This is a genomic window from Proteus terrae (genome assembly GCF_003144325.1).
Taxonomy (GTDB): domain Bacteria; phylum Pseudomonadota; class Gammaproteobacteria; order Enterobacterales; family Enterobacteriaceae; genus Proteus; species Proteus terrae.
On record NZ_PENS01000006.1, the window covers coordinates 1 to 25,153 of the forward strand.

Sequence of the window (25,153 nt, forward strand, 5' to 3'; positions counted from 1 at the left end):
TATATCGTAACGGAAAGGTGTTTTTCTTGGTATAACCCTTGAACGCCACCTGCAAAGCAGGTGGTTTTATGTTTAAGACGCTAGCGCGACTTAAACTGGCTAAAGCCATAATAAAAAAGGCCACTTAATAAAGTGGCCTTAGCTTTAATAACAGTTTATCAGTGAGAATGATTAATGAGGTTGTCCACCAATCATCGACGTCATACGAATGCGACGACCTTCACTAACTTCCATATTCGACAATACAGCTAATTGTGGCAGACTACGGCGTAAGAAACGTGACAGTAATGAGCGTAATGCATGATTTACCAATAATACTGGAGCACCACCGGACATTTCTTGGTGACGCACTGCATCCGCTGCTTGTTGCTCAATATTCTCAGCCAGCCCCGGCTCTAAACCACCGCCACTTTGCATTGCTTGAACAAGAATACGCTCTAAACTTGCATCTAAACCAATGACTTGAATTTCATCTTGATCGCCAAACCAGTGTTGTGTGATCGCACGGCGAAGTGCAACACGAACAACTGCGGTTAATTCAGCTGGATCTTTCTGCTCTGGTGCGTGCTCTGCTAAAGCTTCTAATATGGTTCTCATATCACGAATAGGCACTTGTTCAGACAGCAGGTTTTGCAATACTTTGTGCAACACAGTAAGCGAAAGCATATCTGGGATCATATTTTCTGTCATTTTAGGGAGTTCTTTACTCACTCGATCAAACAACATTTGTGCTTCTTGACGACCAAATAATTCTGATGCGTATTTCGCTAATGCATGGTTAAAGTGCGTTGCAATAACAGTACTTGCAGCGACAACTGTATAGCCTTGAACCTGTGCTTGCTCTCTTAAGCTGTCATCAATCCAAACTGCGGGTAAACCAAATGCAGGCTCTTGAGTAATATCACCCTCTAAAGAGCCAACTGCATTACCCGGATTGATTGCTAACCAACGGCCTGGATGCGCTTCACCGTGACCAATTTCAACCCCTTTCATTAGAATACGATAAGAGGAAGGCCTTAATTCCATATTGTCTCGAATATGAACAACAGGAGGAAGATATCCCGTTTCCTGAGCAAACTTTTTACGAATACCACTAATTCGGCCTAATAACTCACCATTTTGGCGGTTATCTACCATTGGAATTAAGCGATACCCTACTTCCATAGCTAATGGATCTTCAAGTTGTACATCTTCCCATGAAGCTTCAACAACACGGTTTTGTTTTTCAACTTCTTCCATCTCTTTTTGTTGTTGCACTTCAGGATTGGCGTTGCGGCGTAAGATATACCAACCTAATCCACCTAATGCTGCGGTGAAGAAAAGAAAAACAAAGTTAGGCATTCCCGGCACTAAACCTAACAGACCTAGTACGCCTGCGGTTAACAGTAAAACACGAGGATTGTCAAACAGTTGGGTAACCATTTGTTGCCCAACGTCTTCATCTGTTGCAACACGAGTAACGATAACACCCGCAGCTGTTGAGATAATCAATGCAGGAATTTGCGCAACCAGACCATCACCAATGGTTAAAAGGGTATAAGTTGTTGCAGCATCGTTTAATGCCATTCCGTGTTGAGCGACACCGACGATAAGGCCACCTACCACGTTAATCACAAGGATCATTAAGCCAGCGATGGCATCACCACGAACGAACTTACTCGCACCATCCATAGAACCGTAAAAGTCGGATTCTAATGAAACTTCTTTACGGCGTTTTTTGGCTTCGTCTTCGTTGATAATACCGGCATTCAGGTCAGCATCAATTGCCATCTGTTTACCCGGCATTCCATCTAACACAAAACGCGCACCCACTTCGGCAATACGTCCCGCACCCTTGGTGATAACCATAAAGTTAATCAAAATAAGGATGATAAAGACCACAATACCGATAGCAAAGTTACCGCCAACAAGGAAATGGCCAAAGGCCTCAACAACGCGCCCTGCCGCTTCTGGCCCTGTGTGTCCTTCCATTAAGATGATACGTGTTGAAGCAACGTTTAAGGATAAACGTAACAACGTGGTAAACAGCAAAATAGTAGGGAAAGCAGCAAAGTCCAAAGTACGTCGAGTGAACATTGCAACCAACAGCACCATGATGGAGAGTGCGATATTAAAGGTAAATAATAAATCCAATAGAAAAGGTGGCAATGGCAATACCATCATTGACAGTATCAACAAGATAAGCACTGGCCCTGCCAGTATCTGCCACTGAGAACTTTTCCAATTTCCCGGCAAGCGGAGTAATGAGGCCAAATTAGCCATGACGATTATCTTCTCCAGCAAAGTCCAGTGCGGGAGGCACTGGCAAGTTCATAGGTTGTTTAGGTTTTAAACCACCTTCGGTTTTCCATCGTTTCAGTTGATAAACCCATGCAAGTACCTCTGCAACTGCAGCATAGAGGGTTGAAGGTATTGCATGGCCTATTTCACTGTGACGATATAATGCCCTAGCAAGCGGTGGCGCTTCTAGAAGCGGAATTCGATTTTCTGCACCAATCTCTTTAATTTTTAACGCAATAGCCCCTGCACCTTTTGCTAAAACTTTAGGTGCAGACATTTTGTCGTTATATTGCAATGCAACAGCATAGTGTGTTGGGTTCGTAACAATAACGTCAGCTTTCGGCACATCCGCCATCATTCGACGGCGAGACATTGCATGTTGTTGTTGACGGATACGCGCTTTAAGTTGCGGATCACCCTCTTGCTGTTTAAACTCATCTTTAATTTCTTGGCGCGTCATGCGTAGCTTTTTCAAATGGCTACGAATTTGGAAAATAATGTCGAATGCCACCATCGGGATCAGCATAAAAACCGTGATATAGACGGCGAAAATCAGTAGTTGCATCGCATTCGCTAGTGCACTCAGTGGTGGAAGCGTGATCAGATGAAGAATATCGTTCCAGTTGTGCCATAAAAAAACAGTTGCAGCGATCCCCACAAAGGTTGATTTCAATATCGCTTTAAATAACTCGGCTAACGCATTCATTGAAAAAATGCGCTTTAACCCAGAAATAGGGTTCCATTTTTTCGGATCAAACTTAATAGATTTACTACTAAAGTTAATCCCGCCTAATAAGGCAGAGCCACCAATTGCCACAAGCACTAAACCCAAAAACACCGGTGATAGCGCAAACACAGCTTGTTTAATCAAGCTACCAAATCGAGGGATCAGCAAATTCTCATTACCAATAAGGTGATGATTAAACGTAAACCCTTCTGTTAACATGGCATATAGCCCACGAGTGATAAACCCACCACTCATCCACAGCAAACTCACACCACCCAAGACCATTAATACGGACGATAGCTCTTTAGAACGGACAATTTGCCCATCCTTTTTGGCTTTTTCCCGTTTATGGGGTGTGGGGTCCTCTGTTTTTTCGAGATCGCTATCTTCAGCCACAGTCTGTCCGATTTAGATATTGAGATTAAAAGCATGAATGAAATGACTCTAAGCATGACAAATTCAGAGGAAATTGATGGGCTGAACAATCGCAAATTTACGGGGCTTTTTGAGCTATGACAGTATACATTAAAAAAAACAACCCAATGATAAAAGTGGAGATATAGACAATATTGACGCTGATTGTAAGGAAATCAGCAAAATTCACAGCAAAATTGAGCAATTCTACTTTTGATGTTTATTTCTACAACTTCAAAAGCCGCTTAAAAAAAGCGGCTTACATTTTCTTCAATAGCGTGTGCTATTAAAGCATTATTACGTGATTTTTTATCCATAAAATACACAATCCTAAAAGAGCTGAGCATAGAGCGAATGCGTCCTGCATATCTCAACGTCCTTATCGCCCTAAAACTCATTAGAAGGTTAGAAACCTAAACTTTCTAGTAAATCATCAACTTGATCTTGATTTTTGATCACACCAGCGTTGTTTTTATTAACCTGTGGACCATTTAATAAAGAGTCGGTCTCTTTCTTCACATTAGACTTTTCAAGTTGCTCTGGTGGCAGGTTTTCCATTAATACCATCACGAGTTGTTTTTCAATTTCTTGAACGACACTCATCATGCGTTTAATTACCTGGCCGGTCAGATCTTGGAAATCCTGTGCCATCATAATTTCCAATAACTGACTGTTAGTAAAAGCCGTACTCTCAGGGATATCCCGCAAATAATTGCGGGTATCGGTTACAAGAGAGCGTACATCTTTCAGCTCTTCTGGCTGTTCAAACCATTGGTCCCAACGTTCAGTAAGCTTAGTCGCATCGGAACTTAACGCATCCTGTTTAGGCTGCGCAGCTTCGACACAGTTCAATGTACGCTCAGCTGCCTGAGCGGTCATTTGAGCAACATAGTCCAGTCGTTCCCTAGCGTCAGGGATGGCTTCTGCTGCTTCGGCTATTGCTTTATCCAATCCTAATTCTCGCAAACTGTCGCGTAACATCCGCGTCAATTGTCCGATCCGGCTGATAATATCAGATGTCATTTCAATATTATCTTTCGGCATAATTGGATTCCCACTCATTGCGACTCCTTAGATGCCCAGTTTTTCAAAAATTTTATTTAGTTTTTCTTCAAGAATTGCTGCTGTAAAAGGTTTAACAACATATCCACTTGCACCAGCCTGCGCTGCTGCAATGATATTTTCTTTTTTAGCTTCAGCAGTCACCATTAACACTGGTGTTGCTGCAAGTCCCGCGTCACTACGAATATTTTTAAGAAGCTCTAGACCATCCATGTTTGGCATGTTCCAGTCTGTGATCACAAAATCAATTGCCGAATTGCGTAATTTAGCTAACGCGTCAGCACCATCTTCTGCTTCTTCTACATTCGTAAATCCTAATTCCTTTAGCAAATTACGAACTATGCGGCGCATTGTTGAAAAATCATCAACCACTAAAAATTTCAGATCCTTACTTGCCATTGAAAACTCCTTCAAAATATATCGGCAAATTACTGTGTTGCTTTTTAAACTGAACTTAATCAGATACGCAATGATTGTGTGCTGCTGATTTTCATCAGCACCGCTTTGCTCATTGCGCTTATGCTTTTCACTTCGTCTACTGCGCCAAATTCAACCGCAGCGCGAGGCATACCAAAGACGACACAACTCGCTTCATCTTGTGCAAAGGTATAACTACCAGCACGACGCATTTCTAATAAACCCGCAGCACCGTCACTTCCCATTCCGGTTAAAATCACACCGATAGCATTACGTCCCGCATATTTTGCGACTGACTTAAATAGCACATCTACAGAAGGACGATGACGGTTTACTGCTGGCTCTTTATTAATGTGGATCTGGTAGTTAGCACCATTACGACGAAGCTCCATGTGATAATCACCTGGCGCAATATAAGCATGCCCAGGTAATACACGTTCGCCGTCTTCTGCTTCTTTTACACTAATTTGGCATAAACGATTTAATCGTTCTGCAAATGAGTGTGTAAACCCTGCGGGCATATGTTGTGTAATTAATATCGCAGGGCTGGTAATAGGTAATGGTTCTAGAAAATTACGAATAGCCTCTGTGCCACCAGTTGATGCACCTACAGCAATCAACTTTTCACTCGAAATCATCGGTGTAAATGACAATGATTTAGAAGGCGTTGCTTGTACTTCTCGGCGATTAATCCGTGCCAGTGCTGCGGCTCGAATTTTCTCAGCAATCAGTTCACTATAAGCCATCATACCTTCACGCAAACCAAGCTGTGGTTTTGTCACAAAATCAACTGCACCCAGTTCTAACGCTTTTAACGTCACTTCTGAACCTTTTGCTGTTAATGATGAGACCATAACGACAGGCATTGGTCTTAATCGCATCAGTTTTTCCAAGAAATCAATACCATCCATACGTGGCATTTCAACGTCTAACGTTAATACCTGTGGGTTGTACTTTTTTATTAAGTCACGAGCCACTATAGGATCTGGTGCACAATCAACAACTTCCATATCGCTATGACTGTTGATGATTTCTCGCATGATTTGACGCATTAACGCCGAATCATCAACACAGAGTACCGTTATTTTATTCATAACCTCTCCTTGCTGGTGTCAGCCCGTAAACGGTATGCCCATGCAAGTAGAAATCCTTGCTAAGCTGGCTTACATTCTCAGAATGTCCAACAAACAGCATGCCGTCTGGCTTAAGTAATGAGGTAAAGCGGTTAAGTAAGGTTTGTTGTGTCGCTTTGTCAAAATAAATCATGACATTACGACAAAAAATCGCATCAAAACTGCCTTCTAGATCCCATTGCTTGTCGAGTAAATTCAAATACTGAAAAGAGACCATCTCGCTAATTTGCTGTCTAATTTTCACGTATCCTTCAAAATCGCCGACACCTTTGAGAAAATATTTTTTCAAATATTCATCATTTAAAGTTTTAAGCTCTTCCTGTCGGTAAACACCTTTTCGTGCTTTATCCAACACATTAGTATCGATATCGCTGGCAATAATTTTGGTTTTATAAGGGTTATTCCCAAAAACATCGCGTAAAGTCATCGCAATTGAATAAGGTTCTTCTCCAGTAGATGCTGCTGCACACCATACTCGGTAGACGCCTCCTGCTCTTTTTCTGGCATGTTTTGCCAAAATAGGAAAATGATGCGCTTCCCTGAAAAATGCAGTGAGATTGGTTGTTAAAGCATTTACAAACTCTTGCCATTCAGGGTTGCGTATATCACTTTTAAGAAACGCAAGATAGTCACCAAAGTTATTCATCCGTAATTCACGTAACCTCCTAGTGAGACGGTTATAAACCATCTCCCTTTTGTTGTTAGTCAGCACAATACCTGCCTTTTGATAAATCAATTGGCATATAGATTGGAACTGATCATCGGACAACATGAACCGTTGGGTAAAAATATCCAACGGTTGAGCAGCGATATCTGATAAGACTTCAGTAACATTACGTTTCATTGTTTTTTAATGGGTCTTTTTAAAAAATGATTTTTTATCTGCTTTTTTCAACCCATTACCTTCTAGGGATGAAGAGGAATTACTCTCATCCGTGTCAGGCAACTCGAATGCCGATACAGCATCAACAAGATTATTAGCCTGATCTTCCAATGCTGCGGCAGCAGATGCTGATTGCTCCACCAAAGCAGCGTTTTGCTGTGTCACCTGATCCATCTGACTGACTGCATCAGCGACTTGGTGAATACCCCGACTTTGTTCATCAGAAGCTGAGGCGATTTCTGCCATTAACTCAGTGACTTTATTTACTGATGTGACGAGTTCCTCCATTGTCTGCCCTGCATTATTAACGAGTTGAGAACCTTGTGAGACTCGTAAAACAGATTCATCAATCAATAATTTGATCTCTTTTGCAGCATCAGCACTGCGTTGAGCAAGGTTACGAACTTCTCCAGCAACAACAGAGAATCCACGCCCTTGTTCACCTGCGCGCGCAGCTTCAACCGCTGCGTTAAGTGCTAATATATTGGTTTGGAACGCAATACCATCAATCACACTGATAATAGCCCCTATCTTTTGAGAACTTTGTGTAATCGCATCCATGGTTTCAACAACACTATGCGTGATTTTTCCACCACGTATGGCTGTTTCAGAAGCAGACTCTGCTAGCTTGCTCGCTTGTAAAGCGTTATCAGCATTTTGTTTTACCGTTGCTGTTAACTCTTCCATACTTGCCGCAGTTTCTTCTAACGAAGCAGCTTGTTGTTCAGTTCTTGAGGATAAATCCGTATTTCCTTTGGAAATTTCTTGAATACCAGAATACATAGCATGGCTGTTATCACGTACGATACGAATAGAACGCGCTAGCTCACCACGCATATCTCGTAGCCGGCTAAACACATCTCCTATTTCATCATCAGTGAAGACAAGAATTTCACGATTTAATTTACCGGTAGCAACATCATTAAAATAACGGCTTAAACTTGCGAAAGGTTTAATGATATTAAAACTTAGCCAGCGATGAGCGGCGATTGATACAACAATAACCATCGCTATTGCACCGATAAACATCAAGATAGCAATAGTATAAGATCGATGTCCTTGCTCTATAGATTCAGTAATTTCTGTTTGAACATAATTCATATAGGTGTTAAATGAATTTTCCATCGCAGTTTGATAACGTTCTGTTGGTTGATCTAAAAAACCTTGGAAGTTATCGTTTTTTAACATGCTATGTAATTCAGTTAATGCACCATATAAAACGTGGTAATCGTTCTTTACTGCTTCAACGATTTCTTTTTCTTCTGTTGGGATTGCCTCTTTATTTATATCAGCAAGGAAATTTTGAAAATGTGTATTCGCCGTTTCCAAACGTGAAAGTGCAATTGATTCAATAGATTGAATATAATCTGTTGACTGTTCAGTTTTCACTGCAATAGCTACACGATTAATTGCATTACGTGTTTGTATTAAAGATGCCCAACTTAATCCTAATTCATCTCGCTTAGATGTATCTATATCTACTCTGGTGACCTGTTCGTTATTCAAATGAACGATCCCTAGCGAAATACCACTAGAAATCACCTGCATAACGCAAAACATCATCAGCAATAAATAGAGACTGGTGGATATCTTTAATTTGCGAAACCTAAACATGCCTTCACCTCGTTTAAAGCGGTGGTTAAAAGCCACCGCTTGTCAGCCACTTGTTGTTGTTAGAAAGTTTCCCAGTTAGCGGGATCTTCAACACTGCTGCTCTTTTTCTTTTCTGAGGTTCCTGGTTTTATAAGTGGAGCAGCGGCTTTAACTACAGGGGTTGCATCCGATTCCTTTCTTTCTAGTGTTGCTTTTTCTTCCTGACCCGGTAATTTGAAGATCGAAACTAAGCGGGTTAATGCAACTGCTTGATCTTCAAGACCAGCAGCAGCGGCTGCAGATTGTTCTACTAAAGAGGCGTTTTGCTGAGTGACGCGATCCATTTCAGAAACTGCAAGGCCAACTTGTGAGATACCTCGGCTTTGCTCATCTGATGCAGAAGCGATTTCGCCCATGATGTCAGTAACACGCGTTACTGAATCCACGATACGTGTCATCGTCTCACCCGCACTTTCAACGAGTACAGAACCCGTTTCAGTACGACTTACAGAATCTTCAATCAGTGTTTTTATTTCTTTAGCAGCTTCTGCACTTCTCTGTGCAAGGTTACGAACTTCACCGGCAACTACCGCAAATCCGCGACCATGCTCACCGGCTCTTGCTGCTTCAACAGCCGCATTCAGTGCCAAAATATTGGTCTGGAATGCAATGCCATCGATAACTGCTGTGATATCGGTGATTTTCTGAGAACTTCCGGCTATGTCGTGCATCGTTTGCACCACATTAGCGACAACTTTTCCGCCTTGGCGGGCAATATCTGAGGCGTCATTAGCAAGGTTACTTGCTTGGCGAGCATTGTCTGCGTTCTGTTTTACGGTCGCCGTTAACTGTTCCATACTTGCAGCAGTTTCTTCTAACGAAGCCACTTGCTCTTCTGTACGAGCAGATAAATCATTATTTCCAGCAGCAATTTCACTTGTGCTGTTATAAATGTTTTCCGTACTTTGATAGACACCACGAACGGTTTGAATAAGTTCTTGTTGCATATGTTTTAACCCATTTGCTAACAAGCTCATTTCATTGCGGCCATTCACTTCGATATTTGGACGTAAATCACCTTCAGAGAAGGTTTTGATACTTAATAGAAGTGAATTTAATGGTCTAATTAAGGCATTACGTAATGCAAACCAGCATATAATTAATGCCGAGATCACGATAATGGCTAATACAACCATAGTAATGACAGTACGTTGGTGAGAATCTTCTAGTGCCACATTTAACTCTTCGTTAAATTTCTCATTACGCATGACATATGCAAGATATTCTTTATAAAAAGCGTCTTGATAACCCGTAGTTGGTTGTTCAAAAAAGTCTTTTAAGTTTTTATCTTGAAGTAAAATTTCCAGCTGGTTTAATGCAGAATAATATTCAATAAAACGCCCTTTTAGGCTACGAACATCATCTTCTGAGTGAACTTGATAAGCCGTAATATTCTTTTCAAATTCTTTAAATTTCTCATCTGCACGGGACATATTTTTACGAGCAAGACCCGTTAGATAGTCAACAGATAGAGAATCATCTACATTAAGATTTTTATCTTGTAATAAAAAACTAATCGCGGCACGGTTAATGTTATTACGAGCTTGCAGTAAGTTAGCCCAGCTTTCATCTAGGCGCTCACGTTGATCTTGTATTGTCAGTGTTTTATTAAGGTCGCTTCTTGTCTCAACGATATTTGAGTAAAAAACGCCCCCTGAGATAAATTGCAAAACACCAAACAACAGAAGAATGGATAATAATCCAGTCACTATTTTCATTCGGCTAAACATAGTTTCCCTTTTTATAATAAACGGTAATGAGCAAGTTATCGGCAGACTTAAGAGAAACTTTATAGGTTTCATTTCGTCTTAGTCTCGTTTTTGCCCCATTAGAAAGCGGTAGTAATACTGTTTTTAATTAAAATTATAAGTATAAAAAACTTTAAAGTTATTTCCGTCAGTAGAAAAATATTACAGCTAGGTGATATCTACTTATAAGTTCATAAATAATAAAATAGAACTTAACTAAAATTATTAGTTCTTTTTTATCTTTTAATTTTACTTAAAGTTAATTTGATGCTTTAGCTCTCGATAATAAAATAAAAAAGATAGAAATAGCTATTCCGGCAAAATTACCGGAACAGTATTTAGATTATTTTTTAAAAAATAAAAACTTATTTAGCTTGAATTGTTGCGCTATCGACTAATTCCATTTCTTCACTGTTGAGTAATTTTTCAATATCAACAAGAATAAGCATTCTTTCATCTAAAGTACCTAAACCAGTTAAATACTCAGTAGACATTGTGACTGCAAACTCTGGCGCAGGGCAGATTTGCTCTGGCTTTAGCGTAAGAACATCAGAAACGCCATCAACAACAATTCCCACAATTCGATTTAATAAGTTAACCACAATAACAACAGTATTGTCATTATAAGTTACATTTTCTTGTGAAAATTTAATACGCAGATCAACTATCGGAACAATAACGCCCCGTAAATTAGTTACACCTTTAATAAAGCTAGGTGAATTAGCAATACGTGTAACTTGATCATATCCACGAATTTCTTGAACTTTTAAAATATCAATTCCATATTCTTCATCGCCCAGCGTAAAAATTAGAAATCCTTGTCCAACAGTTTCACCGGATAATTTCTCGAAATGTTCCGAAGCCATAATCTTATTTTATCCTCACTATTAAATGACTGCGCTTGCAGTTGTATTCTTTTTCTTATTCGTCATTTGTGTATGACTTAAACGTTGCAATTCTGGTACATCAAGAATTAAAGCCACACTACCATCGCCCATAATTGTTGCAGCAGATATTCCAGGCACTTTTCGGTAATTGCTTTCTATATTTTTAACAACAACTTGATGCTGACCAACTAATTGATCTACCAATAAAGCATAACGACGTCCGGCACTTTGAACAATTACCGCAATTGCTTGGGTAATATCAGTTTGAGCACCTTCAATATTAAAAGTACGATGCAGTTCAATCAGTGGTAAATATTCTCCTCTGACCTGCAATAATTTCTCATCACCAGCCAATGGATAAATATCATCTTCTTCCGGTTGTAAAGAACTGACTACCGTTCCTAATGGTAAAATAAAGACTTCGTCATGAACTTTAACAGACATACCATCTAAAATTGCTAATGTCAGTGGAAGTAAAATACGAATGCGCGTTCCTTTACCCACTTCAAAACTGATTTGAATTTGACCGCCCATCTCTTGGATATTTCGTTTTACAACATCCATACCCACACCACGACCAGAAACATCCGTGACGACTTCTGCAGTAGAGAAACCCGGTGCAAAAATCAGCATAGCAACTTCTTCGTTGCTCATATTTTCAGAAACTGCAAGCCCAGAGGAAATCGCTTTTTTCAAAATACGTTCGCGGTTTAATCCGGCACCATCATCAGTCACTTCAATACAAATATTACCGCCTTGATGTTCCGCAGATAGGGTTAATTGTCCCGCTTCCGGTTTACCCGCTGCAACACGATCGGCTGGCATTTCAATACCATGATCAAGACTGTTACGAACTAAGTGAGTTAAAGGATCGATAATTTTTTCAATTAAGCTTTTATCCAGTTCTGTTGAGCTACCAATCATGTTTAGCTCAACTTTTTTATTCATTTTACCTGCAACATCACGCACAACTCGAGGGAAGCGACTGAAAACATATTCCATCGGCATCATACGAATTGACATAACAGATTCTTGCAAATCACGAGAATTACGCTGTAACTGAGCAATACAACTTAGTAAATCACTATATATTGCAGGTTCAAGGCTACCACTGTGCTGTGCTAACATTGACTGTGTGATAACCAGTTCACCAACTAAGTTGATTAATTGGTCAACTTTTTCAACTGCAACACGAATACTGCTTGATTCTGTTTTTGGTGCAGCAGCCGCAAGAGGTCTTTTCGCTGATGCAGCCGATGCCACTGATGCTTTAGCAGGTTCTGCCGATGGCGTCACTTTTTCAGCAACTGTTTTTTGTGCAGATGTAGCTTGTTCTATTTGGCTTTCAACATGAACATCATCAACAGATGTTGTACTTTCTTCTGTAACTGTGTTTTCTTCTGGCGCTTTTTCTGCAACAGTCACTTTTTTAAACGAGATTTGTTCAGGTTCAATCACAAAACAAAGTACAGCGCTGATATCTTCTTCTGTTGCAGTAGTTTTTAATATTGCTTCAAGGCCATGATGTTGTTTTTCAACTTGGCTAACTTCACCAAGGTGCTTTAATTCATCAAGCATTAAATCAATATCTGTCTCTTTAAGATCAGACAAAATAATATGATGGTAATAATGTCCATCAGCCGCCATTGTCGATGTTACTTCGACCATAGTTTCTACGGCTTCACTTTGCACACTTTCGGTGTCAGATGACAAAACAGAAGGTTCAGTCATTGTCGCTTGTGAGTCTGAAGTTTCAGATCCAGCAACAACCTCAACTTGAGGAGCGGATTGTTCTTCTTTTACATCGAGAGCCAGCTGACGCAACTTCTCACAAATATAGTTAAATGTTTCCTCGTCAGGTTCTTGTGAGTTTTTATGTGCATCCAATTGCTGTTGCATAATATCTTTCGCTTCCAGAAACAGGTTAATAATGTCGTCGGTGAGCGCCATCTCATGACGTCTTGCACTGTCGAGCAAGTTTTCAAGCACATGAGTGGTCTGTTGAAGTTTAACGAAGCCAAATGTTGCAGCTCCTCCTTTTATGGAGTGCGCACTACGGAAAATCGCATTCATCTGTTCTTGATCTGGATTTGCAGGATCAAGTAACAGCAAATGCTGTTCCATATCAGCTAACAACTCATCTGCTTCATCAAAAAATGTTTGATAAAACTCAGTAATATCCATCGTTACTCATTCACCTTTACGCGATTACCAACAAATTAGGGGGCTGTTCCCTGCTTTGTAGTAATATTTGTCGATTGTGATGGCAAACTTTCCCCAGAAACTCCTGTTTCAACATTTTCCTTTTTTGATTCGGGAAGCTCAGATGCAGAAGACACAGACGAGCCCGTCTGTGTATTTTCTGCTTTTTCTTGTGGGGTTTCTTGCCCTGAAAGTAGAGGTTCAATTTCTGAAGCCTCAGTTACTGTCGGTGCAACCCGCTCATTTTCTTGTACAATTTTTTGTTCTGCTTGCTTCGTTAAGACCAGGATACTGATCCGTCGGTTAGCAGGTGCAAAACCATCCTCTTTAACTAAATGAACTGTTGATGCCATACCCACAACACGCAACACTTTCCACTCACCTAAACCAGCACCAATTAACTCTCGACGTGAGGCATTCGCGCGATCCGTTGATAGTTCCCAGTTACTGTATTTAAAAGCGCCACTTGCATAAGGAATATCATCGGTATGCCCCGATAAACTGATTTTGTATGGCGTGTCATTTAAAATAGGTGCAATTGCCGTCAAAATATCCTTCATATAAGGTTCAACGGTAGCACTACCGACCCTAAACATAGGTCGATTAGCTTTATCTATAATTTGGATGCGTAAACCTTCATCCATCATGTCGATTAATAAATGAGGCTTCAGATCTTTTAATCTAGGATCATTTAAAATGACTTGTTCTAAATTCTCTTTTAATCGGCGGAATTGTTGCTTTTCATTGAGCTGTTTATCTTCCTGGCCTTTTGGCAAAATATCACCTTCGTTATAAACAGGGTCACGCCCTCCCCCAGGAATAGGATTGGTTGCATCCCCGCTAAATCGCCCTTTTTCAATAGCGACTTTTAATGGCGTACGAAAGTATTCTGCTACACGAGTTAATTCTTGTGGGCTAGAGATTGAAAGTAACCACATCACCAGAAAGAAAGCCATCATTGCAGTCATAAAGTCAGCATAAGCTATCTTCCATGCACCGCCATGAGTGTGATGTTGCTTTCTTCCTCGCTTTTTAACTCGAATGATTTGTGAATTACTCTTCATAATTACTCTTCTTTCATTGCATCAGGATTTGCCTGCATTGGTGTCCGTACCTGACGTACATGTTCTTCCAACTCAATAAAAGAAGGTCTGTCTGCCAGAAAGAGGGTTTTACGTCCAAATTCAACAGCTATCTGTGGCGCATATCCATTCATGCTAGATAACAATGTTGTTTTGATGCACTCCATCATTTTCATTTGCTGACTAGAGCGCTGTCTGAGTCTAGAAGCTAATGGCGAAATAAAGCCATAAGCTAATAAAATACCTAAGAAAGTACCAACCATTGCGTGTCCAATTAATACGCCCATTTCGCCAGCAGGCCTATCTGCGGCACCTAACGCATTAACAACACCCATAACCGCAGCAACAATACCGAACGCAGGTAATGAATCACCCATCGCCGATAAACCTGTTGCAGGTACTTCGCTTTCTTCCTCAAAAGTTGCAATCTCTTCATCCATCAGAGATTCAATTTCATAAGGGTTCATATTCCCTGTCACCATCAGACGCATATAGTCAGTAATAAAACTGAGCATATATACATCTTTCATAATGCGAGGATATTGGGAAAAAATGTCACTTTGTTGTGGGTTCTCGATATCTCTCTCTAATGCCAACATCCCGTTTTGACGAGCCTTTGACAATAAACGAAACATGAGTGCCATTAAATCCATGTACATCGCTTTATTGTAATTTGTACTACGAAGTAATTTCGGTAGGATCTTCATTGTCGATACAATTGCTCTACCATTATTACCCACAATAAAAGCACCGATACCGGCACCAAAGATGATTATAAATTCGGCTGGCTGGTACAAGGCGCCTAAACTACCACCGACGAGAAGATATCCCCCGATGACGGCGCTCATAACCACGATATATCCTAAGAGTACTAACACGCGATATCCCTTTAGCTAATTTCGTTATAGAGAGAATGGCGAACATAGCAGCAAGAGATAGGAGGGGGAGAGGAAACGGCTCAGGTTATAGATAACTAAGCTCTATAACCTGATATTTAACTTTCAATCTCGAATCACATTGCAAACTGTTCAAGACCATCCAACAGTTGTAAGTTAATATCGGCAGGATTGGCGGAAAGTTTACGTTTTTTTATTGCGCGAGAAGGTGGCTGGCAAAGACTACAAACATAATTGCTAGCTGGCTGGTGTGCGTGTGTAATAAATGAACCATTACATTTGGTACAAACGGAAAGTTGCAACATGCCACTTTCAACAAAGCGTACTAATGTCCATGCTCTTGTTAGTGCTAAAATAGGTTCTTGATCTTTAACCGGCGGACATTGCTCTAAGTATAAACGATAAGCTTTAACAACAGCCTCAACGCCAACACAACCGCCATTTTTTAATAAAAAGCGATAGGCGTTATAGAACATTGAGGAATGGATATTTTGTTCCCATGTCATAAACCAATCCGTTGAAAATGGCAGCATTCCTTTTGGAGGGGGGCTCCCTCTTAATTCTTTGTATAATTTAATTAAACGCCCCCGACTTAATTGAGTTTCACTTTCAAGCATTTGTAAGCGGGCACCCAAGGTGATTAATTCCATTGCTAAGCGAATATCCTTCGCTTCTCGGACGATACTTTTCTCACTCATTGTTATGCCCGTTTCTTTGTCGCAGTAGTATCTTGTTCCGATAACTGACGAAACAAGTTAGAAGAAAGAAGAATGCCAGTATGGATTTGTTGCAAATCATCTACTCTAGATTCTTTAGTGAGTTGTTCTATTGTTTCGCTGTCTTCAAACCGGAAATTACAGATTAGTTGGTTTGTTTCAGCCAACTTAACCAATTGAGGCAATGTAAGCTCTGCCAGTGCATCCGCCATAGCGTCACTAATCCCAAGCCGAAACATTGCGGAAGCCTTTTCTTGGTTAATTAACCTTTGCGCCAAAAGCAAATACGATAAATTTATGTCATAAATATGCTTAAGCAATTCAACCGTACTCATCTCTTTACATCCCGTCCGATTATATTGAACAAAGAGGATCTCCCTAATGAAAGATCCCGAGGAAATTAATATAAATGTAATATTAAATTTCCAGGCCCCATTTTATGAACATGACACGTAGTAACACTACCTTGTATTACTTAGTTACGGTCATTTTCAAAAGTAGCGAAAAAAACATTTAAATTAAAAGTAAACTTTAAATGCTCGCCAATATAGCTTGTTAAGAATAATCCTAACGCAACAACTTTACTCCTTAACGATTAAGTTATTCAACGGATAAAGTAGTCTAATTTAAATACTATGTGAGTCACATCACAAAAAGATAATCATTATTATGGAATTAGTTCATTAACTATTCAAGTGATAAAAGTAATAAAACTAGGTGTAAATTAATAAGCTAATCTACCCAAATTAAAATATTAATGATAATTTTTATTTTATACGATCTATTAAACTTATAAACCTAAAAATACAGCATAAAAGTTTGACAAATCCACAATTGAGATTTTTTTTGATCACGGTAACATATATTGATATATCTCCTCCTCATCTTTATCTAAACAAGCTTCCCAATTTTAATAAATATTTCTATAGATATTATTTTTTTCATCATTTACGTAAACCTTCAGAAATGATCACTTTTTATTTACAATTTGTTTGAAAAACAACCTATTCTAATTATTTATAGTTATCCTAAATTTTCTTATTATTTCACAATTAAAATTGTCCTTTAAAATCAATACGATAACAGGATGTATTTATTAAGCAGAACGATAAGTCATATAAAATTAAATTCTTAGTTATGCATCTTCATCCTTAAATCATTGAATATTTATTTCCACGCTATTAAAGTTTCAATAGTAATAATAAAATTTAACTAATGTTTACTAAGTACTATTTAACACTTAAATTACAGAACTCTTAATAAGAGTTTTATTGGCTGTAAATTAGTCACAGAGAAATAATATACAAATACAAATAAGTTTTATTTATGAATCGCAGTATATATTATGAACAGTTAAAATTTAAAACTGCCACTGTTTTAATAAAAAATCAAAAGAATGATTTTTTATTTAATTAAATAAAAAACACTTGTAATTTAATTATAAACTTAAAACGGAATATAAAAATAATACAATATTTAACTTAAGTTAAATTTAAAAAAACAATCATTTTTTTATAAAATAAAGCCATACTTTATTAAAACAAAAAATAAAATTAAAATAATCTTATTTTTACTGTATAGATGTATATATTAATTAAATAACCTACAATTAATTAAAAATATAACAATCAGTAAAAAAAGCATAAAGAAAAAAACAGATCAATTAATCATATTTTATATAATCACACTTCTTTTCTTATAAAAAAAGACATTTTTTGAAATATAAATTTCAATTCCATAAAAAAAGATCCCAAAATCTCCAATATAAAGTAATTAATTCATAAAATAATAAGACAAAATATAAATTCTGTTTTTCCTATTATCAGCATTACCTCTGCACAATAAATAACTGTAATGACAAATATGACAACTCAAGGTTAACACTTGTACACATCAACTTTTTCAATGTAAAGTCAAAAAAACATATATGATTAAAATAACATCTTATTGATTATTCTATTGGCATTACCTAGAACTAAAAAATATCAAATGTTACTTTCCCCCCCCGAAACAACTCTTAACAGCAATTTGTTTTGCTCTTACAAATGATGAGTATTGTTTCACTTTTCCTCTTATCATTCGGTTAGCTTCTTTTTTTCAACCTAGTTAGCACAAGTCTCAAGACATTACAGAACAAAAAGTGCTGACTTCGTAACAACACCATTACTTAACAAAAGTTGATGTTGACGGGATTAGGAGAGTATAAAGATTTAAATATCGATATGTTTTTACTTAAAACGATAAAATATATCTCTAAATACTCTTCTATTCTAACCACTAATTTGACTCATTTTATTACCCTTTTTATGAGTAATTTCGAGTTTCAAAAGATTTTTTCTCTCTATAAAAGCCTAATAAAATATTGATGTATCTAAATAATCAAGACTCATATCTCATTTATTAGATTAATCTTAAAAACCAATAACCATGCTTAGTATTCTATACCCCAAAAGTGTTCTAAATTTTTGGAAAAGAAAGCTTTTGAAAAATATTGTAATCGTATTTTTCAAAAGTAATAATTGAGATTATTCATGCCGTGAATGCAAATACTTTGTGTATTGCTTTCAGTTCTATTGAAATGAGTTACATCGTTTTTTTAGTAAGCAAACATGAAATGATTGCTCACCCTTTTATACCAGCAATTTTTTTAAATTAGCGCTCCTCTTATACTTAGTTTTATCTTTTTTGGTAAATCGAAAAAGGTCAGTGGCACAATTATCCTTTATATATATTTTCACAGCAAATACTAATGACACATCTATTTCATACTAAGATAATTCTCCTTCTGTAATAAGTAAGATTTACATCCTTGACAAAGTTATAAACAATATAATTCTGAAATTATTATTTTATCGAATGAAAAGAGTGGTGTGGTTTTTCTATGCGTATTATAAGATTACTTATTGGTATCATTTTCCCCACATGGTCTTTACAAAAAATCCTACAATTTTTCAAAAGGTTTTCATTCATCATTGATTAGTGATTACAAATAACATACCACAGCAATTCATCAGCTTTACTGTAGCGGTCTAAACTCACCATTTTCCTGAATTCTTCTCCATTTTCTGTGGGTTTAATTTGATTAAATTAAAAACATTACTCAAAAAATCAAACTTAAATTAAATACGATAGAAAATATTGATAAAAATTTCACCAAATACATTGAAATAATTTGAGAGTATAATTTAGGTATTAAAAAAAAATCCAATATAATCAATAGAAAGCATTGATTTTAACCCAAAATTCTATACTGCACTAAGCCCCTTAATAACGACTTTTTGTCCCACAATACCTCTAAGTACCTCATTTAATAAGTAAACCATGGGTAGCAACCGCTTACTTGATTTTAGTTTTTCCTGTTTATTAAAAACAAAATAAACAGAGATAAATCAAATTGTCCTAAAACGTGAGAATAATAAAGATGAGGAATCACGCCAAATATACTCGAACGCTGTTCAATATTTTTCATTCATAACTCATTATATACGGGTTAACCACAATACAAATAATTGTGCATTAATCAATTTAGGTAAAAATGTTTGTTTCTATTAAAACGAAAATGAATATATTCCACCCTATTGCGTATTTTAATTAGCTTTTTATGAATACGTTTTTCCATTTTTTATTCCATAAAGTAATAGTTACAGAAATAATAATTACACAAACAAAATACTTTATTTCTATATATTAGTAATAATACGTAATATATGACTAAGATCTCATTATACTCATCAGAGGAGTTAGTTCTTAAATTAAGTATTATGTTGATGATATGAATAATTTGAGGTTTAGATAGGCAAAAGTGAATGATTTACTAAGAGCATACAAAAGTATGTAACTGGTGCGAATAAGCGTAATCCCCCACACAACAGCTTGAAATATGACAGAACTATTACTTACAAACTACAAAGTTATATTCTTTATAACTTTTATTAATACTCATATTCTTTTTTGAAATAACTTTGTAAGTTGATATCTAGTTTAATATCTCGATGACAAAAAAGCCCCCTATATTCAATACAAGGAGCTTTGATTAGAAAAGCATTATTTTCAAAAGATCCGTTAAGCAGGATGTTCTGCAGCTATCTTCCAATTAATTGCACTGACACTCTTCTCTAAACTTACTCTACAAACAATCGCCTCTATCTCTTTTTGCTCAACAGGCGTTGCAAGTAATTCAGCACAAACTTCCAGCTGGCTAGGCATCAATGTATCAGCACTACTTAAAGACTGTAATCGAACATGTAGTCCATTTATTGCTTGCAAAATGAGTGTTCTAACTAAAACCTCATCTTCTTCATGACAAATAATTCGTATTGAGTAACGTTGTTCAATATCTATCGCTTGATGCTGTGGCTGAGCGTTTATCCGCTGAGCAGCTTCTCGTAATAAAATATTCGCACAAAGAATAAGAAGTGTGGCTATGGTTGCTAATTGATATAAACCTAAGCCACATAACACGCCAATTCCTGCTGAACACCAAAGCGTTGCGGCTGTATTAAGCCCTCGTATATTCATTCCTTCACGCATGATCACACCAGCACCAAGAAATCCAATCCCCGAAACAACTTGAGCTGCAATACGGCCAGGACTATCTGGCGAAGTTTCTATTGAACTTAAAATAAAAACAGCCGCACCCGTTGCAACTAAAGCATTTGTTCTTAACCCTGCCATTCTTTGTCGCCATTGGCGTTCAGCGCCAATCAAAGCACCAAGACACATTGCAATTATGAGATTTAAAATATAAGGCGTCATCGTCATGTTTATTTCCTCTACATGATGATTAAAATCGATATGAAAATTTTGCTCTGATAGTTCAGAGTATTGAAATTAATTCATCGCCTTAGGTGGAGGAAATAAAGAGAAAAAAATGTAGCACATGAAGTTACCCTTCGTACTTTAGTTGCATAAGGGAAATCATTTGGGTAAGTGCAGAATAGGAATATATAAGAAAGAAATATTACAATGCACTGCCCACCAAAATGGTAAGCAGTTTCAGTGAAGAAAACAGCCTACCTATTATTTTGAATAAAATTATTCTCAGTTAATGGATTTATCATTAACCTACAACTTTGTGTATCCAAGGTGCTTTCTCCTAACTAAAATTTAGCGAAAGTATAAGTAGCTGATTTAAAAATGTAAATGAACAGTACCTAAACGTAAGTCACTTTTGCTGTATTGGTGTAACAAAAGTTCCTTCTCCGCCCTCTTTTTCATTAAAAAACCAAATTCCTTTTGGATATTCGGGAAGTGATACTAAATACATTATACCTTCGTTAAATTCTTCAATAAGTAGGATTGTTCCTTCACGGTCGTCAATGCCATCTGTTTTCACAACAACGCTATCATTAACCTGCATTTTCTCTCCTGATAAATATTATCATTCTCTTTTTCTTTATTTTACTCATAACGAAAAAGCCTGCCACCATAAGGTGACAGGCTTGAAGAAAATTTTTAAAAGGCTTTAAATTACAGAGCTGTTACGTTAGCAGCTGCTGGACCTTTTGCACCGTTTTCAATTGTGAATTCTACGTTCTGACCTTCAGCCAGAGTTTTGAAACCGTTACCTTGAATGGCAGAAAAGTGAACGAATACGTCTTTGCTTCCGTCTGCTGGAGTAATAAAACCAAAGCCTTTAGACTCGTTGAACCACTTAACTTGACCTTTCATTTTGTCAGACATGTGACTTTCCTATATATCAATAAAACGTTGCCTTCTCGGCATCTACTGGCCTGAACTACCTATAACTTATGGGCACACATGAAGAAAACGGTCAAAAAGCGATGCTGTTTAAAACTCATTAACTTAGAATGTCAATCATAAATCAGGTCTGTATTGAGGCCTTACTCATTAACGCATGAGACAAGTTTAATAGCAATAGTTTTATGCGTCTAAAGATTAAAAAAATGCGAATTGCACATTAAAAATACAATTCTTCCTCTATTTTTATCACTGTGTATAAAATTTATTTGATATTTTATCTCTATTATTAACAACAACTAAGAATATTCTTAATGACCTAACAATAACAGTTAATGCCAGATTTTAAAAAAACTGTTCTACCCGCTTATCTTGTCCCCGTGATAATCTAGTAATAAGAAACAAGTTTGCAACATTCATCTCTTAAGGTGTTTACAATGAATGTATTAAAAGAAATCTTAGAGCGTGATTTAGACCGGATCAATAAAGCAGAGAAAAGAGACGGGAAACCACATTTTAATAGTCAATTTTTAAAAAACCATATCTGGTTATGTATCAGCATGGTTCTCTCTTATGTATTACTCGCTGCGTTATTAATTTATTCACCTTACTTTGGTGTTATCTCACTCGTTCTTTTTACTGTGATGTTTTTAGTTATGGCAGGTATCTTGTTATTTGATATTAAACCTATCTATAAATTTGAAGATATTGGTGTTCTCGATTTGAGGGTTTGCTATAACGGTGAATGGTATACCTTTGAAAAACTCTCTGATGAAGCCATAAATGAGATCCACCAGCACCCAGCGATATCTCAACAAATAAAAGAAGACATTCGTGAGATTATTAGTAAAAAACAAGAAATTCATTTTTACGATGTGTACTTGATGGCATTTGATCCCGTTCAACAATCTATTGCAGCATCACAATTATCCCCTCAAGCCTAATTTATTCTCCGTGTTACATATAAAAACACGGAGAATAACTTCTATTATTTAGCCACTTTGTTGATAAAGCAACCAAACAGATATTTAATCCACTTTTAACGTTGACACTCTGATATATCATCGTTATTATGCGCCTCGTTCTCAAGAGAACTCGCTTCCTCCATAGTTCAGTCGGTAGAACGGCGGACTGTTAATCCGTATGTCACTGGTTCAAGTCCAGTTGGAGGAGCCAAATTTAGAAAAGCCCGCGCTATTATAGTGCGGGCTTTTTGCTTTATTAGCTTTCACCATCTAAATCAGCTACCTAAATCCAATCTGTATCGTTATCTTGATTGACTAATAGATAGCTAATTTATATCTAGCAAGATAAATATCTAATCAGCGATTCCAACTATCTCTTGTTCTAAGTGTTTTTTATACGCTTTAATATCTTGTTCAATTTGCGGTTGTTTCACCACGTCAAACATTCCAAAGGTTTTTAATCCTTCCATACCTAAAAATTGATTCGCTTTATGGAATGGGAAATAGACAGCATCAATCCCTTTTCCTTCAAAGAACTGTTCTTGCTCTTCAAAAGATTCTAAAGGTGCATTCCAAGTTACAGAAAGAAGATATTTTTTGCCTTGCAATAATCCCCCCGAACCATATTTTTTCGAAGGATCTTTTCGTGTACGGCCATCATCAATAAACATTTTGCCGTCTCCAGCACTAAATACATCATCAATATATTTTTTTAAGATCCAAGGCCCTTCCATCCACCAGGCAGGCATTTGATAAATGATGACATCAGCCCATAAATATTTATCGACTTCTTCATCATTATCATAACCATCATCAATACGTGTTGATTGCACATTTATATGATGTGAAGACAATAATTCTGTGGCAACTTGCGTCAAATGGTCATTGAGCTTCCCTTCAGACCCATCAAACTCTTTTGCCGCATTAATAATAAAAACATTCGTCACGTCTAAACTCCTTTATATACACATAGTTAATAAACTGACTGTAACGCAATTATCTATTACTACTTTAACTCATTTCTCCATTATTCTTGCCTAATAATCCAAAGATACCCTTTCTGATCCAGAGACCTTTAATCGTTGAATATCTTTTAGGGGCGACAATCCAAATAGTCGCTGATATTCACGGCTAAACTGTGATGGACTTTCATAACCCACAGTAAATGCCGCTTCAGAAACATCACTCATTTCAATCAGCATGATCCTTCTCGCTTCATTTAATCGTAACCATTTTTGATATTGCAATGGTGTCATGCCAGTTCGATTTTTAAAGTGAAAATGAAATGAAGAGCCACTCATACCCACTAGCGTTGTTAGATCTTCAATCCGAATTGTTTCGCGATAATGTTGTTTAATCCAATCAAGAGCATGACTAATTTGCCGACACTGAGGATGTTGCGAAGCTAATAGTTGCTGACGCGCACCATCGTTTGATCGTAATAAGTAATAAAGGATCTCTTTTTGGATCAAAGGAGCAATGAACGGCGCGTCTTCGGGTGTATCTATTAGTTTTATAAGTCTTATTACTGCTTGTAGGATTGGTGCGGTTACTTGAACAATTTGTTGAGCTCGGATCTCGTTATTTTCTTGTAGTAATTCAAACTTATTTTCAGCTAACAGTTCAGGTAATAGAGCGAGATCTAATTTTAGTAATATTGCTAAAAAAGGCATTTCTTTTGAAGCCTCACAAACTTTAGCAAAGGTAGGTATTTCTGATGATGTTAAAAGCATATTCATAGGACGATAGCAATTTGTCTCTACCCCTATTGTTATCTGCTTTGCACCTTGCGCAGCAATAGCCAAACTTGGTTCATACATCCAGCCTTCTGATTCTGTAATAGAACTATACCGACATAACGCTAGACCAGAGACAGCCGTATCCCATCCCCCTTCTTTATCTTTTGTATATAGAAGAAGTGTTCTTTTAAAATGCTCAAACTCTAATACTACCGGTGTTGATAAATTCGCAGTATCCATAGTCTCTGATTTTTCAATTTAGTCCGTGAATTCGTCAGATTGTATTACTAAATAGTTTGAAAAACTTTCTTTTAAAAAAGCACCTTATCTTTTCTTACCAAGGTAAGACATATTTCATCTAGTAGAAATATAATTTCGAGTATTATTTCTACTGATAACCATTTATTTTTTATACATTTTTATCAAAAAAGAAACAATCTGATGTTCTCTTGAGCAAACAGTTATTTTTTTCATTTTTTTACTTTACAAGGTGACCGAGGATAGCTATTATTCGCCTCGTTCTCACGAGAACTCGCTTCCTCCATAGTTCAGTCGGTAGAACGGCGGACTGTTAATCCGTATGTCACTGGTTCGAGTCCAGTTGGAGGAGCCAAATTTAGAAAAGCCCGCGCTATCACAGTGCGGGCTT

General features: G+C 37.3%; 20 protein-coding genes and 2 tRNA genes. 3 read left to right on the top strand and 19 right to left on the bottom strand.

Annotated elements, in window-relative coordinates; translation table 11 throughout:
• Positions 1–171 precede the first annotated feature (171 nt).
• The 17 genes from flhA to cspE form a co-directional block, all read right to left on the bottom strand.
• Positions 172–2,262, bottom strand: a complete 2,091-nt coding sequence (gene flhA, locus DK857_RS06245; protein WP_109395137.1) for a flagellar biosynthesis protein FlhA — start codon at positions 2,260–2,262, stop codon at positions 172–174.
• Positions 2,255–3,403 (bottom strand): flagellar biosynthesis protein FlhB, encoded by a 1,149-nt coding sequence (gene flhB / locus DK857_RS06250; RefSeq protein ID WP_109395138.1) that lies wholly within the window; start codon positions 3,401–3,403, stop codon positions 2,255–2,257. The genes flhA and flhB overlap by 8 nt, the downstream gene beginning before the upstream one ends.
• 423 nt (positions 3,404–3,826) lie before the next feature.
• On the bottom strand, positions 3,827–4,483 hold the full coding sequence (cheZ, locus tag DK857_RS06255) for a protein phosphatase CheZ (RefSeq protein ID WP_075673040.1): 657 nt from the start codon (positions 4,481–4,483) through the stop codon (positions 3,827–3,829).
• Positions 4,484–4,492: 9 nt separating this feature from the next.
• Positions 4,493–4,882: a chemotaxis response regulator CheY gene (gene cheY / locus DK857_RS06260; RefSeq protein ID WP_023581807.1), complete on the bottom strand. Its 390-nt coding sequence runs from the start codon at positions 4,880–4,882 to the stop codon at positions 4,493–4,495.
• A 59-nt stretch (positions 4,883–4,941) separates the two neighbouring features.
• Positions 4,942–5,994, bottom strand: a complete 1,053-nt coding sequence (locus DK857_RS06265; RefSeq protein ID WP_109395139.1) for a protein-glutamate methylesterase/protein-glutamine glutaminase — start codon at positions 5,992–5,994, stop codon at positions 4,942–4,944.
• Positions 5,987–6,877, bottom strand: a complete 891-nt coding sequence (cheR, locus tag DK857_RS06270) for a protein-glutamate O-methyltransferase CheR (RefSeq protein ID WP_088495210.1) — start codon at positions 6,875–6,877, stop codon at positions 5,987–5,989. Before cheR ends, DK857_RS06265 begins: the two co-directional genes overlap by 8 nt.
• A 6-nt stretch (positions 6,878–6,883) precedes the next feature.
• Positions 6,884–8,530 carry a methyl-accepting chemotaxis protein gene (locus tag DK857_RS06275; protein WP_109395140.1) on the bottom strand — a complete coding sequence of 549 codons (1,647 nt, stop codon included), beginning with the start codon at positions 8,528–8,530 and terminating at the stop codon, positions 6,884–6,886.
• Between the two features lie 59 nt (positions 8,531–8,589).
• Positions 8,590–10,299: a methyl-accepting chemotaxis protein gene (locus tag DK857_RS06280; protein ID WP_109395141.1), complete on the bottom strand. Its 1,710-nt coding sequence runs from the start codon at positions 10,297–10,299 to the stop codon at positions 8,590–8,592.
• Between the two features lie 383 nt (positions 10,300–10,682).
• Positions 10,683–11,183, bottom strand: coding sequence for a chemotaxis protein CheW (gene cheW / locus DK857_RS06285; protein WP_109395142.1), 501 nt, complete (start codon positions 11,181–11,183; stop codon positions 10,683–10,685).
• Positions 11,184–11,204: 21 nt separating this feature from the next.
• The gene (gene cheA / locus DK857_RS06290; protein WP_109401797.1) at positions 11,205–13,388 is read right to left on the bottom strand and encodes a chemotaxis protein CheA; all 2,184 of its coding nucleotides are present in this window, start codon (positions 13,386–13,388) and stop codon (positions 11,205–11,207) included.
• Positions 13,389–13,423: 35 nt separating this feature from the next.
• Positions 13,424–14,470 (bottom strand): flagellar motor protein MotB, encoded by a 1,047-nt coding sequence (gene motB, locus DK857_RS06295; protein ID WP_109395144.1) that lies wholly within the window; start codon positions 14,468–14,470, stop codon positions 13,424–13,426.
• Positions 14,471–14,472: 2 nt separating this feature from the next.
• Complete coding sequence (gene motA, locus DK857_RS06300; RefSeq protein ID WP_036935706.1) at positions 14,473–15,366, bottom strand: flagellar motor stator protein MotA; 894 nt, start codon at positions 15,364–15,366, stop codon at positions 14,473–14,475.
• Between the two features lie 134 nt (positions 15,367–15,500).
• Positions 15,501–16,082, bottom strand: a complete 582-nt coding sequence (gene flhC / locus DK857_RS06305; protein ID WP_006533207.1) for a flagellar transcriptional regulator FlhC — start codon at positions 16,080–16,082, stop codon at positions 15,501–15,503.
• Positions 16,083–16,084: 2 nt separating this feature from the next.
• The gene (gene flhD / locus DK857_RS06310; protein ID WP_072063484.1) at positions 16,085–16,435 is read right to left on the bottom strand and encodes a flagellar transcriptional regulator FlhD; all 351 of its coding nucleotides are present in this window, start codon (positions 16,433–16,435) and stop codon (positions 16,085–16,087) included.
• Positions 16,436–20,162: 3,727 nt separating this feature from the next.
• Positions 20,163–20,861 carry an MgtC family protein gene (locus DK857_RS06315; protein ID WP_088495205.1) on the bottom strand — a complete coding sequence of 233 codons (699 nt, stop codon included), beginning with the start codon at positions 20,859–20,861 and terminating at the stop codon, positions 20,163–20,165.
• A 403-nt stretch (positions 20,862–21,264) separates the two neighbouring features.
• Entirely contained in the window at positions 21,265–21,459 is a 195-nt protein-coding gene (gene dsrB, locus DK857_RS06320; RefSeq protein WP_109401798.1) for a protein DsrB, read from the bottom strand.
• A gap of 110 nt (positions 21,460–21,569) precedes the next feature.
• Positions 21,570–21,782, bottom strand: a complete 213-nt coding sequence (gene cspE, locus DK857_RS06325) for a transcription antiterminator/RNA stability regulator CspE (protein WP_004243573.1) — start codon at positions 21,780–21,782, stop codon at positions 21,570–21,572.
• 455 nt (positions 21,783–22,237) lie between these two features.
• Between cspE and DK857_RS06330 the strand changes: the two genes are divergently transcribed.
• Together DK857_RS06330 and DK857_RS06335 are read left to right on the top strand one after the other, a co-directional pair.
• Positions 22,238–22,744 carry a YlaC family protein gene (locus DK857_RS06330; protein ID WP_075673851.1) on the top strand — a complete coding sequence of 169 codons (507 nt, stop codon included), beginning with the start codon at positions 22,238–22,240 and terminating at the stop codon, positions 22,742–22,744.
• Positions 22,745–22,900: 156 nt separating this feature from the next.
• Positions 22,901–22,976 (top strand) — tRNA-Asn (locus DK857_RS06335).
• Positions 22,977–23,118: 142 nt separating this feature from the next.
• Here DK857_RS06335 and DK857_RS06340 read toward each other — a convergent pair.
• Both DK857_RS06340 and DK857_RS06345 read right to left on the bottom strand, forming a co-directional pair.
• Positions 23,119–23,712, bottom strand: coding sequence for an NAD(P)H-dependent oxidoreductase (locus DK857_RS06340; protein ID WP_109395145.1), 594 nt, complete (start codon positions 23,710–23,712; stop codon positions 23,119–23,121).
• Between the two features lie 90 nt (positions 23,713–23,802).
• A complete protein-coding gene (locus DK857_RS06345; protein ID WP_109395146.1) occupies positions 23,803–24,744 on the bottom strand; it encodes an AraC family transcriptional regulator in 942 nt (313 codons plus the stop codon).
• A gap of 297 nt (positions 24,745–25,041) precedes the next feature.
• On the opposite strand from DK857_RS06345, the gene DK857_RS06350 reads away from it, so the two are divergent.
• A tRNA-Asn gene (locus DK857_RS06350) sits at positions 25,042–25,117 on the top strand.
• Positions 25,118–25,153 lie beyond the last annotated feature (36 nt).

Bases quoted from the DNA above. Each gene is read 5' to 3' on its own strand.
- cheZ (WP_075673040.1), bottom strand. From the start codon at position 4,483: ATGAGTGGGAATCCAATTATGCCGAAAGATAATATTGAAATGACATCT.
- motB (WP_109395144.1), bottom strand. From the start codon at position 14,470: ATGAAGAGTAATTCACAAATCATTCGAGTTAAAAAGCGAGGAAGAAAG.
- cspE (WP_004243573.1), bottom strand. From the start codon at position 21,782: ATGTCTGACAAAATGAAAGGTCAAGTTAAGTGGTTCAACGAGTCTAAA.
- cheR (WP_088495210.1), bottom strand. From the start codon at position 6,877: ATGAAACGTAATGTTACTGAAGTCTTATCAGATATCGCTGCTCAACCG.
- DK857_RS06280 (WP_109395141.1), bottom strand. From the start codon at position 10,299: ATGTTTAGCCGAATGAAAATAGTGACTGGATTATTATCCATTCTTCTG.
- cheW (WP_109395142.1), bottom strand. From the start codon at position 11,183: ATGGCTTCGGAACATTTCGAGAAATTATCCGGTGAAACTGTTGGACAA.
- cheA (WP_109401797.1), bottom strand. From the start codon at position 13,388: ATGGATATTACTGAGTTTTATCAAACATTTTTTGATGAAGCAGATGAG.
- flhC (WP_006533207.1), bottom strand. From the start codon at position 16,082: ATGAGTGAGAAAAGTATCGTCCGAGAAGCGAAGGATATTCGCTTAGCA.
- flhA (WP_109395137.1), bottom strand. From the start codon at position 2,262: ATGGCTAATTTGGCCTCATTACTCCGCTTGCCGGGAAATTGGAAAAGT.
- DK857_RS06330 (WP_075673851.1), top strand. From the start codon at position 22,238: ATGAATGTATTAAAAGAAATCTTAGAGCGTGATTTAGACCGGATCAAT.
- cheY (WP_023581807.1), bottom strand. From the start codon at position 4,882: ATGGCAAGTAAGGATCTGAAATTTTTAGTGGTTGATGATTTTTCAACA.
- DK857_RS06315 (WP_088495205.1), bottom strand. From the start codon at position 20,861: ATGACGATGACGCCTTATATTTTAAATCTCATAATTGCAATGTGTCTT.
- DK857_RS06275 (WP_109395140.1), bottom strand. From the start codon at position 8,530: ATGTTTAGGTTTCGCAAATTAAAGATATCCACCAGTCTCTATTTATTG.
- DK857_RS06265 (WP_109395139.1), bottom strand. From the start codon at position 5,994: ATGAATAAAATAACGGTACTCTGTGTTGATGATTCGGCGTTAATGCGT.
- flhD (WP_072063484.1), bottom strand. From the start codon at position 16,435: ATGAGTACGGTTGAATTGCTTAAGCATATTTATGACATAAATTTATCG.
- dsrB (WP_109401798.1), bottom strand. From the start codon at position 21,459: ATGCAGGTTAATGATAGCGTTGTTGTGAAAACAGATGGCATTGACGAC.
- DK857_RS06345 (WP_109395146.1), bottom strand. From the start codon at position 24,744: ATGGATACTGCGAATTTATCAACACCGGTAGTATTAGAGTTTGAGCAT.